This window comes from Streptomyces himalayensis subsp. himalayensis (assembly GCF_013778455.1).
GTDB lineage: Bacteria > Actinomycetota > Actinomycetes > Streptomycetales > Streptomycetaceae > Streptomyces > Streptomyces himalayensis.
The window spans coordinates 61384-72364 of the sequence record NZ_JACEHE010000034.1; the positions used below are offsets into that span (position 1 = coordinate 61384).

The window sequence follows — 10981 nt, forward strand, 5'->3', positions numbered from 1 at the left end:
AGGTCGCGGCGCGCCCCGCGCAGGCTCATGAACTGGGCAAACACCGGAGAAGGGCGATCAGGTTGACGATCACATGCGGGATCGACTGGGCCGAGGAACACCACGACGTTGCACTGGTCGACGAGGCAGGGAAGCTGGTCGCCAAGCGGCGCATCGGCGACGACGCGGACGGGTACCGCCAGTTGCTCGACCTTCTGGCGGAGACCGGCGACACTCCGGAAGACCCGATACCTGTGGCCGTGGAGACCGCACGAGGACTGCTGTTCGCCTGCCTGCGAGCGACCGGCCGCCGGGTGTACTCGATCAACCCGATGGCAGTGGCCCGCTACCGGGAACGGCACCGCACTGCCCGCGCGAAGTCCGACCATGCCGACGCGATGAACCTGGCCAACATCCTGAGGACGGACGCGGACGTCCACCGCACGGGCCCGTGCGCGCGGAACACGCAGGGCGCGCCCCGTGCGCAGGCAGGCCACGAGCTCACGCTTGAGAGCGCCGCGGCTCTCGACGTAGAGGGCCTGGTAGATCGCCTCGTGACTGATGCGCATGGACTTGTCCTCAGGAAAGTCGATCTTCAGTCGGGCCGAGATCTGCTCCGGGCTCCACCCGTTCGCCCACCGGCGATCGTTGCGATGCGGCTTGTTGCGCCCCTTCCATTCGGGAACCTGCGGCCCGGGAAGCACCGTGCCGTCCGGAGCGCGGATCACGCCCAGCAACCGGTCCTGGACATACTCCCGCAGCCGGTGGTTCACGACCAGTTTCGCTTCCTTCGGCCGCTGTGCCACCAGGTCGGCCTTCCATTGCGCGACCGAGGCCCGGTACTCGAGCTTGCCGCCGCGGGTGGCCGCGTTGCGGCGCAGTTCCCGCGAGATGGTCGACGGTGACCGGTGCAGCCGCCTGGCGATCTCCCGTACTCCGGCACCCTGCACGCGGAGCAGAGCGATGTCCTCTCGCTCAGCGAACGAGAGGTAGCGGCCCGAGACAGTCAGGTTGATCTGCGGCATCCCGCCAGCATGTCGGAACCACCGGGTTCCCACCGCGGGGGCCGCTCCGACGGTGACCGCCGCGTCCTCACTGGTCAGCCCCTTGGCGATCTCGCCCCAGAACAGCCGCTCGATCTCCCGCCGGGTCGAGGGCCGCCCCGGCGACTTCATCGGCGACCGTCCCGTCAACTCCGTCATCCAACCCGCTGGTCGCCCCATAACACACCTCTCTGATCAGGCGTGTTGCTACGACTGGTTGAACCCGGGCAATTCCGGTCCCGCAAGGTCGCCGCCGTACTCAACCGGCATGGCCTGGTCGGTTCGATGGGCCGGGTCGGGGCCGCCGGCGACAACGCCGCGATGGAGAGCTTCTTCGCACTGCTGCAGAAGAACGTCCTCGACCGCCGTACCTGGGCCACCTGCCAGGAGTTGCGGATCGCGATCGTCACCTGGATCGAGCGGAGCTACCACCGGCGCCGACGGCAACGACGCCTGGGCCGATTCACCCCCGTCGAGTACGCGACCATCATGACCCCACCCGCAGCTCTTGCTGCATAAACCCCGCTGTCACCCGATCATGCAGCAGTCCCTTTGCTGCGCCGGGTCGACGATCTCCAAGTGTTGGGGACTACGGGCATGACACTGGGTGGTGACTGGCCGTCACCGCGTCGGCACGACGCAATCACCATTCGGGCGTCTCGAGCAACATGAGTCCACCAGCGTGCCCGCCCCTGGCCAGGGCGCGGACGCGGCGAAGAAGATCGTCGGAAGCGGAGCATCGTCATCGACACGTCGGGACTGCTGCTGGCCGTGCTGTTCACCGTCGCTAGCGTGCCGGACTCCGTGGCGGCACCCGCCGCGCGCCTGCGCGCGGCGGGTGCCCTTGGGGGACAGTGCCCCCTGCCCGAGTTCGGGCCTCCTATCAGAAGGAGACGCTGACGCTGGCGTGGTTGTACTGGCCGGCGGCGCTCAGGACCTCGTTCTTGGCTGCGTCGACCTGGGCCAGGACAGCAGAGTCGCTGACCGCGGCGGGGCCGGCGACGACGCTGGCGTGCGGGCTCAGGCCGCCGGAGATGTTGTCGAGTTCAGCGTCGGAGATCTCAAGGGTCTCAACCTGGGGAGCGGAGTTCATGATGAAACTTCCCTTCGTATGGATGATCCACAAGGGGGGGTGGCCCCGCTGGGGACAGATAGCGGGCCTCGACCGCGGGCGTGCGGCACCCGTTTCCGGAAACCTTCGCGTGCCCCGCGGTGCAAAGGATCAAAGCACGGAGCTCCGCCGGGCATCCAACCAACCATCGCTCTCGCCATGGCAGTTCAACGTAAGGGCGACTCATTCGTGCAGGGGTGCACACGATTTGGGGGTGACTTCTCCACACGTCACACGGCGCTGGGCGTGACTGGTCTTGCCACCGCGATCCCTAACGGGACACTCCGGGCCAACAGAGCATCGTGCGACGAGCCTTTGTGTAGATCGATCGCACACCTTGCCGCGGTTGAGCATACGGCGTGCAGATTCGCTGGAGGCGGCCTGCCGCTCCATCACGGGAACTGACCGCTTTCGATCGGTAGCGGATCGTATGCGCCATGCCGGTCCGGTCCCCCGGAAATCTCCGCGAGCGGGACACCGCCAGATCTTCGGACTGAGGGTCGGCGACAGCGAGTCAAAGCCGTTCGGGACGGAGTTCCTGCGCTCGCTGCGACCCCGCGTGGTTAGCGCCTTCGTCGCTGCGCCTGGCCACGCGGGAGTGGCGGGCACGGGCTCTGCCGGGGGTGCTCACCTCGGCCGCGGCGAAGCGGGGCTGCTGTCCGAGGGCGTTCTGCGTTCGCGGCCTCGGCCCGCTCCACCAGAGCCGGGGCGTACCGGCCGACGTCGCCGTAGGGGCTGGCCGCGGTGCCGGGCCCGTCCGGCAGATCCGCGGCGGGCAGCCGCTTCCACGCCTGTTGGTCTCGGCGTACGGAGTCGGCTTTGGCCTTTGGGGTCTGCACTGCTGGGCCGACAAGGGGTACCAGGTGCTGGCGGCCGGTGTGGGTGCCCTACCGAGCCTCGACCGTCTTCCGGTCGGGCTATCCGCTAGTCAGTGGCTGTGGATCATACAAGGTTCGAACTCGTGAGCGTCGCAAGTTGCAACCACGGGGCCAATTGTTTCCCTGCTCAGAGGGGGATTTTCATGGCGCATTGACGGGTCTGGTCTAGCAGAACCACCCGCGGAACGGCTCCTCCTCCGCACTGGCGCCCTGCTGCCGCGCCGCCGTGGCGAGCACCCTCTCCGCCTCGCGCTGCCAGACCTCTGTCCCCTCGCGTTCCCAGGACGGGGGAACTCCGTCCTCGCGCCGCGGGCCCTGGTACGGAGCACGGTTGGCTGCTTCGGCCGCCGCGCCGAAGAAGTCACCGCCCTTGCGCTTGTGGTCGTCCGTGCCCCACGCGCGGCCTCCGCGCGCCGGGACCTTCTGAAGATGCGGAATGTGCTTGGCGCAGTGGATGTACGCCTCCTCCACCGTGACCTCCACCCACAGTTGCGCCCGGCGGCCGGGCACCGGGTCGACCGGCAGGTCCGGACGTGCGCGGCGCATTGCGTCGTCGGGGACGATACGCGCCCGGCCGTTGACGTGGAGGCCGATCCGGTCCTGAAGGAAGTCGATCATGAGAATGCCGACGTGTGGGTTCTCCTGGATGTTGCCGAGGCTGGCGAGGACGCCGTTGCCGCGGTACTCGGGGTAGGCCAGCGTCCTGTCGTCCAAGACCTGGATGAAGCCGGGAGGGCCGGCCCGGAAGGTGTTGTCGCACTCCCCGTGGCGGTCGGACGTGGCCAGGAAGAACATCTCCTGCCGTGCCGCGAACTCCCGCATCCGCAGGTTGAGCCGGTCGAGCACCTGCTCGTCGTAGAACTTGTCGGCGCGGTCGGTGGTGCCCATGCGTTCTTGGAGCCGGTGCTCGCCGTCACCGCCCGGGCGGTCAGGCCGGGAGGGCCGGGCGTGGCGGCCGCGCGGTACGAGGGCGCGCTGGTGCTGGATCGGAGCACCGTCGCCGTGGGCCAGGTCGGCGCCTTCGGTCCTGGACGCGACCCCCTTAGCGCCGTCGGGCCTGGCCTGGAGCGGCCGCGTGTCCACTCCCGGGCGCCCTGCGTCGGACCCCTCGGGACTGGGCTCCAGCCCAGCGCCCTGCGCCGGGGCAGGGCCCGGGGTCTGCTTCCGCTCCGGGTCCTCGTTCCGGTCCGGGCCCGTGTGCTCGTCCAGGTTCACGTGGCCTTCCACGTTGCTCTGTGTCTCCTTCAGACGGTTGTGCCCTGGCCGGGCGTAGCCGCGGCCAGTTCTTCGATGGAGTCGTGCCGTATCCGGTGGGAGGGGATGCCGCTCCCCGTGGGGGTCTCTACGCCGCTGCGTCAAGCCCCGCGGCCCGGACTGATGGGCGTCGCAGGCGCGCCACGGGCCGAACTGCATGGCCGAGCCGACCTCAGACCATACCCGGCCAGGAGGGGTACACAAGGGGCCCCTTCCCTGCGCGTCCGCAAAACCCCCGATTCATGCGGTACTGACCGCATGCGAGAAAATTCCCCTTCTATTCGGTCAGCCGTGAATGGTCGGAAATCTCCTGCGATAAGTGCTGGATGCCAGACTGCGGCGGATCGTGCTGACGCACTGGCACGAGGACGATACGGGCTCGGCCGCCGAACTGGCCGCCCGGCACGGGGGCGGAGGTAGTAGCGCACCGGGTGGAGGCACCCGTCATCCGTGGGGAGATGGCCAGAGCGCCGCCCATACTCGAGGAGTTCGAGGTGCCGATCCGGGCGACGCTTCCGCGGCTCCGCCGTGCCGGGTGGACCGGGAGGTGGGGGACGGCGATGTGCTGCAGTTCGGCGGCGGGGCGGTGGTGGTGGTCCCGGTGCCCGGGCACACGGACGGGCCCATCGCGCTCCACCTGCCCAGTCCGGGCGTGCTGTTCACCGGCGATGCCTTCGCAAACGCTGGCCGGACCATGCTGGGTGTCTTCAACACCGACCACGTCCGGGCCGTTGCGTCGCTGCACCGCCCGGCTGAGCTGGAGACCGACAGAGCAGTCTTCGGGCACGGCGACCCAATCCCGCACGACGCGGCGGGCGCCCTGCGGGCAGCGGCCGCTGCAACGGCGTGACGAGAGGCCAGGTCTTCGGCAGACCGGGCCAATCCGTCCCGGAAGTCAAAACAGCCTCGTTGTTCCCAACTTCACCGCCGCGATCGCAGCGTTGGCACAGGCCTTCCGATGGTCACAGAGCATCGCAACATGATCACGGAACCTGTGCCTGTCCCGGGTCTCCCGTGTCGGGCGGGCGCTGTGGCTACACTGATCCTCGGCGCGGGGCGCTGTGCTGTTGGAGGACTGGATCCGCATGGACAGGCTGCTGCCCGATCCCCGTACGCCCGTCGGCTACCGGCGGGATGGCCGCCCGACCTTCCCGATACTGAGCGCGGACCCCACCGACGCGTCCAACGACCAGCTTCCCGACCCCGCGGCCCCGCCATCCGCCGCGCCTGCCGCCCCGGCCGTTCAGCCGATGGACCAGGAGACCCTGTCGAAGCTCCTCGCCCGCGAGAGGCAGCAGGGCGAACGTGCGTCGGTGCGCAAGCTCGTGGAGCGGCGCTGTCACGTTGGCTGACGACGTGGGATGAACTTCGGGTTGGCTGCGTGGGGGGCCTGGCCGTGGAGAGTTCAGCGCCGTCGTACAAGGGACACCGGTACCCGGTGGAGGTCATCGCCCACGGTGTGTGGCTGTACCACCGTTTCCCGCTGTCCTTCCGTGAGGTGGAGGAGCTCCTGCTGGAGCGTTGCATCTCGGTTTCCTACGAACGGTGCGCCGATGGTGCGCGAAGTTCGGGCAGGAGTACGCGAACGGGCTGCGTCGGCGCCGTCCCCGCCCGGGCGACAAGTGGCACATGGACGAGGTCTTCATCAAGACAACGGGACGGTCCACTACCTGTGGCGGGCCGTCGACCAGGCCGGAGGCGTCCTCGACATCCTCGTCCAGCCCCGGCGCAACGCGAAGGCCGCGAAGAAGTTCTTCCGCCGCCTGCTCAAGAATCTCCGGTACGTGCCGCGGGTGGTGATCACCGACAAGCTCCGTTCCTACGGCGCCGCCCACCGCGAGGTGATGCCCTCCGTGGAGCACCGGTCCTCGAGGTGTCTGAACAACCGGGCGGAGAACTCGCATCAGCCGACGCGGCAGCGGGAACGGGCGATGAAACGCTTCCGCTCGCCCGGCGGAGCACAAAGGTTCCTGTCCGCCTTCAACGGCACCTCTTGATCTCCAAGGACGGGTCTTGCATCAGTCGGCCGAAGCGCGCGGAGGCGTCCATCAGGACGGTGGTCTCCACGCGGGAGGCGACGTTGAGGTCGGCCATCTCCCGCAGGTAGCGCCGCAGCCGGTCGCCGACCGGCAGGTCCTCGGCGTGCTCCTGGCCGAGGATGGCCGCGACCCGGGCCCGGCGGCGGGCGCCCCTCCAGGATGCTTCGCCCAGCCGGCGTCCTCTGTTGACGCCGTCGCGGCGGCGAGGGTGCCACTGAGCAGAACGGAGGCGCCGCGGCGCCTCCGTCCTGGCCGGTCAGGCCGCAGCGGGGGCGGCCTGGGCCGTCAGCTGCTGGATGACCTCGGTCAGCCCGGTGACGACCTCCGCGTCGTCGGCGGGGTGGGTGTCGGCGAAGCGCGTCACGGAGCCGGGGATGGACAGCTTGACGTCCTGCAGGACGGCGCCGCCGGCAATGCCCGCGGACTTGCGGGCGTCGTCCTGCGCCCAGACACCGCCGTACTGACCGAAGGCGGTGCCGACCACGGCGACCGGCTTGCCGGAGATCGCGCCGGCACCGTACGGGCGGGACAGCCAGTCGATCGCGTTCTTCAGCACGGCGGGCATCGTGCCGTTGTACTCGGGCGAGAACAGCAGGACGGCGTCGGCCTGACCGGCCGCGGCCCGCAGCCGGGCGGCGGCCTCCGGTGCGCCGTCCTCGACATCGATGTCCTCGTTGTAGAAGGGCACGTCGGCAAGACCCTCGTACAGCTCGATCTCGACGCCCTCGGGGGCGTGCTTGGCGGCGGCCTCGGCCAACTGACGGTTGTGGGAGCCGGCTCGAAGGCTGCCGACGAGCGCGAGGATGCGTACAGACATGGGTGAGCTCCTGAGAAGAAGGATCAGCATTACCGGACCGAGGTCCGGTTCAACTTTGTAGCACTTATCCGGACCGTGGTCCAGTTCTTCTGGTGGGCGCTACGCTGGGGCAATGACCGCCTCGCCCTCTCCACCCCTCGACTCGCGCGATCTCCCGGACGGACGCACGGAGCTCGGTCTGGCTTCGAACGGCGAGCAGCCTCAGTTGCGTGCCGATGCGGCGCGCAACCGCGCGCGCCTTCTCGAGGCCGCAGCCGGCCTGGTGGCCGAGGGCGGGGTGGCAAACCTGACCATGGAAGCCGTCGCCGCAGCCGCGAAGGTTGGCAAGGGCACCGTGTTCAGGCGCTTCGGCGACCGCTTCGGCCTCCTCCAGGCCCTCCTGGCCCACCGAGAGGAGCAATTCCAGGCCGCGTTCATGGCGGGCCCACCCCCGCTGGGCCCCGACGCCCCAGCAATGGAGCGCCTGCGCGCCTTCGGGCCGGCCGTCATCCGCCACGAACACGCACACGACGACCTGTACGTGGCCGCCCGGACGGACGCCGCCCGGAACTACACCGTGCCCGCCCACCGCCTCCGCCTCACCCATGTCGCCATGCTGCTGCGCCAGACCGGGGCAGGCGGCGACACCGAACTGCTGGCGCAGAGCCTGCTCAGCTATCTCGACCCCGCCCTGGTGCACCATCTGCTCACCCGAAGCGGCATGCCGCTCGAACGCCTGGAAGCCGGCTGGTACGACCTTGTCGCCCGCCTGACGGCAGCAGCACAGACGCCGTGAAGCCGTCCTGACGACCGCGGCCGTCACGGCGGGGACATCGATGCCGGCTCTGCGAGGGCGGCCGGGATACCGATGGCGCATCGGTCGTTGAACGCCACGACGCCGGTCGGCAGTTCGCCGTCTTCGAGGAGGTGGCGTGCCGCTCATTCACCAGCCTCCTCGGTGATCAACGCGGATGCGCACGTTGTTCCTTCAGGGGTGGCCACGTCTGTGCGTGCGCAATGCGCAGCACGTGGCGAGTGTGCACGCACGAGTGCGCATCGGTGAGTTCGTCCCGCCTGCGCACCGTGCGGGGAGTGCGGCCAGATGGTGAGTGCGCATGCTCCCGCAGCTGCCGGTGAGTTTGAGCACGCAGAACTCACCGCCACAGGTGACCGGCGGCTCTCGCGTCCGGGCAACTCACCGTCGCAGGTCCGATGCGCACCGCATCGCGCAAATCGGTGGTTTTGAAACAGGAGGAGCAGGGTGCGAGAGACCCTGATCAACCAGCAGCACCGGCGAACTGACAGCCGACCAGCTTCCCCAGTCCTGCTCTCCTTTTGACATTGCGGGAGAAGCTGACCTGGGCCGCGCGCGACCGCCCGGATACCGCCATGGCCCAGGATCCGGGCCTCGGCCCCATCATCAGCCGCCGCTGTCGCTCGTCCAGACGTCCAGATGCGGGAACAACACCCCGAACTTGATGGCGAGTTGCTCTCGAGTCTCTTCAGGTATGCGTACACCACGTGAACGAGCTCGCTCAGGGTAAGCAACACGTTGATTCTCTGCGAGCCCTTAGCCGCCGATTGCCGACATGGAGCGTTCCGGCTGCAGGAACGTCGGGTCGTCAAGGCCCGAGCCCGCCTTCTTGCCCCACATCGCCAGACGCCATATGCCGGCGATCTCCTCGTCAGGGGCGTTCGAGCGGAGGGCCGCGCGGAGGTCTGTCTCCTTCGTGGAGAAGAGGCAGGCGCGGATCTGCCCGTCGGCCGTGAGGCGGGTGCGGTCGCAGGCAGCGCAGAACGGGCGGGTGACCGAGGCGATGACGCCGACGCGGTGAGGGCCGCCGTCGACCAGCCAGCGTTCCGCCGGGGCCGAACCCCGCTCGTTCGCACGCTCGGGTGCCAGGTCGAAGCGGCTGCGGAGGGAGGCGAGGATGTCGTCGGCCGTGACCATGCCCTCGCGGGTCCAGCCGTGCTGGGCGTCCAGGGGCATCTGCTCGATGAAGCGCAACTCGTAGCCGTGCCTCATCGCCCAGGCCAGGAGGTCAGGGGCCTCGTCGTCGTTGAGGCCGGGCATCAGGACCGAGTTCACCTTGACGGGGGTCAGGCCGCCCTTGCGGGCGGCCTGGAGGCCCTCCAGGACGTCCTTGTGGCGGTCCCGGCGGGTGAGGGCTTTGAAGACGCCCGGACGAAGGGTGTCCAGGGAGACGTTGACCCGGTCCAGGCCCGCTGCGCTCAGCGCGGTCGCCGTGCGCTTGAGGCCGATGCCGTTGGTCGTCAGCGACATCTGAGGGCGGGGGGTGAGGGCGGCGACCCGCTCGACGATGCCGACCAGGCCGGGGCGCAGCAGGGGCTCGCCGCCGGTGAAACGGACTTCTTCGATGCCGAGCATCCGGACCGCGATGTCGACCAGGCGGACGACCTCGTCGTCCGTGAGCAGGTCGGGCTTGGCCAGCCACTGCAGGCCCTCCTCAGGCATGCAGTAGGTGCAGCGCAGGTTGCACCGGTCCGTCAGGGAAACTCTCAGGTCGGTGGCCACTCGGCCGTAGGTGTCGATGAGCACATGGGCCCTTTCTTGTCGCCGATCAACGATTCTCCGACTGTGGGCGGCCTTGCGTGCTCTCACCCAATGGCCGGCGATCTCAGGTTCGTCACGAACAACACCGATGGCCACGGCCGACCGCGGCCCGATGACGATCGCGTGGTCAGCGTCGAGCTGAGGCGGTAAGCGCATTTTGGTGCAGTACGCGGTGGTGGATGATGCCGTCACCTGACGGCGAAGTGCGCTGGCACGGCGACGTGTTCCGCGAGGGCCCAGCGTGGTGCGCCGTCCTCAACTGCCGGGCCCGGCGGTCGGCTTCGGCGCCTCTGGTCCGAGGCGAGCGTTGTGGGTGATGTCGGTGCCCCGTGCGGTTGGCGGCCTGGTCGAGCAGTTCCTGTCTCACGTCTTCCCGCTGGTTGTCATCATTGGGCGACGTAGCCACCGTCGACGGGGAGGGCGACTCCGATGACGAAGGCGGCCCCGGGGCTGCACAGCCACAGGACTGCCTGAGCGATTTCCTCGGCGGTGCCGAGGCGGTTGATGGGCTGGTTGGCCTCGGCCTCGGCGCGGTCGAGCTCTCCCTTGGCGATCATGTCGCTGAGCATGGGGGTGTCGATGGTGCCGGGGCAGATGGCGTTGATACGGATGCCCGAGGCCGCGTAGTCGAGGGCGGCCGAACGGGTCAGGCCGATGACGCCGTGCTTGGCCGCGGTGTAGGCCGCCGCGCCCTTGAAGCCCTTGACGCCTGCGCCCGACGAGGCGTTGACGATGGCGCCAGACCGCTGCTGTTGCATCAGGAGGATCTGGTGCTTCATGCAGAGGAACGTGCCGGTGAGACTGACGCCGAGAACGCGGTCCCATTCGTCCTTGGTGATGTCGACGGCGGGTTTCACCGGCTGCTCGATCCCGGCATTGTTGAAGGCAACGTCGAGGCGGCCGAATGCCCGCACGGTGTCGTCCAGGGCGGACTTCACTTCAGCCTCGTTGGTGACGTCACAGGTCAGGGCCAGGGCCTGTCCGCCCTCTTCCTTGATGAGCCGTGCGGTCTCTTTGAGCCCTACTGAGGAGAGGTCGGTGAGTGCGACGCCGGCGCCCGCGTGGGCGAAGGCGAGGGCGGTGGCGCGGCCGATGCCGGATGCGGCTCCGGTCACGAAGGCCACCTTGCCGGTGAAGGCATCGTCGTTGGCGCTCATCTTGGATCCTCTCGTTCGGTGCGGCGGAAACATCGCGTCGGCTCGTGGCGGATAGCGAGCGGACTCAGCGATGCGACGGTGTCTGCACGGGTACGTCATCCAGCACGTGGGCCGGGGCAGTGCGCTGAGCCACGATGCGGCTTCTGCCA

Annotated in this window: 8 protein-coding genes and 4 pseudogenes; 6 read left to right on the forward strand and 6 right to left on the reverse strand. The window is 68.9% G+C overall.

All coding sequences use genetic code 11. From position 1 onward, the window contains the following. Window positions 1–62: 62 nt before the first annotated feature. Window positions 63–431: pseudogene (locus H1D24_RS35180) on the forward strand (IS110 family transposase); the annotation flags it as partial. On the opposite strand, the pseudogene H1D24_RS35185 reads toward H1D24_RS35180, so the two are convergent. After that, window positions 420–1181, reverse strand: a pseudogene (locus H1D24_RS35185) (transposase); the annotation flags it as partial. The pseudogenes H1D24_RS35180 and H1D24_RS35185 sit on opposite strands and share 12 nt — an antisense overlap. Before the next feature lie 69 nt (window positions 1182–1250). Between H1D24_RS35185 and H1D24_RS35190 the strand changes: the two are divergent. After that, window positions 1251–1541, forward strand: a pseudogene (locus tag H1D24_RS35190) (integrase core domain-containing protein); the annotation flags it as partial. Window positions 1542–1905: 364 nt separating this feature from the next. Here H1D24_RS35190 and H1D24_RS35195 read toward each other — a convergent pair. Together H1D24_RS35195 and H1D24_RS35200 are read right to left on the reverse strand one after the other, a co-directional pair. Next, window positions 1906–2115: a hypothetical protein gene (locus tag H1D24_RS35195; RefSeq protein WP_181661787.1), complete on the reverse strand. Its 210-nt coding sequence runs from the start codon at window positions 2113–2115 to the stop codon at window positions 1906–1908. Between the two features lie 1061 nt (window positions 2116–3176). Further along, window positions 3177–3899: a pyridoxamine 5'-phosphate oxidase family protein gene (locus tag H1D24_RS35200; protein ID WP_181661801.1), complete on the reverse strand. Its 723-nt coding sequence runs from the start codon at window positions 3897–3899 to the stop codon at window positions 3177–3179. Between the two features lie 685 nt (window positions 3900–4584). Here H1D24_RS35200 and H1D24_RS35205 point away from each other — a divergent pair. The 3 genes and pseudogenes from H1D24_RS35205 to H1D24_RS35215 form a co-directional block, all read left to right on the forward strand. Next, window positions 4585–5115 carry an MBL fold metallo-hydrolase gene (locus H1D24_RS35205; protein WP_181661788.1) on the forward strand — a complete coding sequence of 177 codons (531 nt, stop codon included), beginning with the start codon at window positions 4585–4587 and terminating at the stop codon, window positions 5113–5115. A 235-nt stretch (window positions 5116–5350) separates the two neighbouring features. Then, complete coding sequence (locus H1D24_RS35210; RefSeq protein WP_181661789.1) at window positions 5351–5617, forward strand: hypothetical protein; 267 nt, start codon at window positions 5351–5353, stop codon at window positions 5615–5617. A gap of 44 nt (window positions 5618–5661) precedes the next feature. Then, window positions 5662–6250 (forward strand): annotated as a pseudogene (locus H1D24_RS35215) (IS6 family transposase); the annotation flags it as partial. A 310-nt stretch (window positions 6251–6560) separates the two neighbouring features. Here the strand turns inward: H1D24_RS35215 and H1D24_RS35225 are convergent. Further along, complete coding sequence (locus tag H1D24_RS35225) at window positions 6561–7121, reverse strand: NAD(P)H-dependent oxidoreductase (RefSeq protein WP_181661790.1); 561 nt, start codon at window positions 7119–7121, stop codon at window positions 6561–6563. A gap of 112 nt (window positions 7122–7233) precedes the next feature. Between H1D24_RS35225 and H1D24_RS35230 the strand changes: the two genes are divergently transcribed. Next, a complete protein-coding gene (locus H1D24_RS35230; protein WP_181661791.1) occupies window positions 7234–7896 on the forward strand; it encodes a TetR/AcrR family transcriptional regulator in 663 nt (220 codons plus the stop codon). A 774-nt stretch (window positions 7897–8670) separates the two neighbouring features. On the opposite strand, the gene moaA is transcribed toward H1D24_RS35230, so the two are convergent. Together moaA and H1D24_RS35240 are read right to left on the reverse strand one after the other, a co-directional pair. Beyond that, window positions 8671–9660 carry a GTP 3',8-cyclase MoaA gene (gene moaA / locus H1D24_RS35235; protein WP_309484564.1) on the reverse strand — a complete coding sequence of 330 codons (990 nt, stop codon included), beginning with the start codon at window positions 9658–9660 and terminating at the stop codon, window positions 8671–8673. 401 nt (window positions 9661–10061) lie between these two features. Next, the gene (locus H1D24_RS35240; protein WP_181661793.1) at window positions 10062–10832 is read right to left on the reverse strand and encodes an SDR family oxidoreductase; all 771 of its coding nucleotides are present in this window, start codon (window positions 10830–10832) and stop codon (window positions 10062–10064) included. Window positions 10833–10981: the final 149 nt, after the last annotated feature.

Excerpts from the sequence above, each read along its gene's own strand:
- H1D24_RS35225 (WP_181661790.1), bottom strand. The coding sequence starts at position 7,121 with ATGTCTGTACGCATCCTCGCGCTCGTCGGCAGCCTTCGAGCCGGCTCC.
- H1D24_RS35200 (WP_181661801.1), bottom strand. The coding sequence starts at position 3,899 with ATGGGCACCACCGACCGCGCCGACAAGTTCTACGACGAGCAGGTGCTC.
- H1D24_RS35195 (WP_181661787.1), bottom strand. The coding sequence starts at position 2,115 with ATGAACTCCGCTCCCCAGGTTGAGACCCTTGAGATCTCCGACGCTGAA.
- H1D24_RS35210 (WP_181661789.1), top strand. The coding sequence starts at position 5,351 with ATGGACAGGCTGCTGCCCGATCCCCGTACGCCCGTCGGCTACCGGCGG.
- H1D24_RS35230 (WP_181661791.1), top strand. The coding sequence starts at position 7,234 with ATGACCGCCTCGCCCTCTCCACCCCTCGACTCGCGCGATCTCCCGGAC.
- H1D24_RS35240 (WP_181661793.1), bottom strand. The coding sequence starts at position 10,832 with ATGAGCGCCAACGACGATGCCTTCACCGGCAAGGTGGCCTTCGTGACC.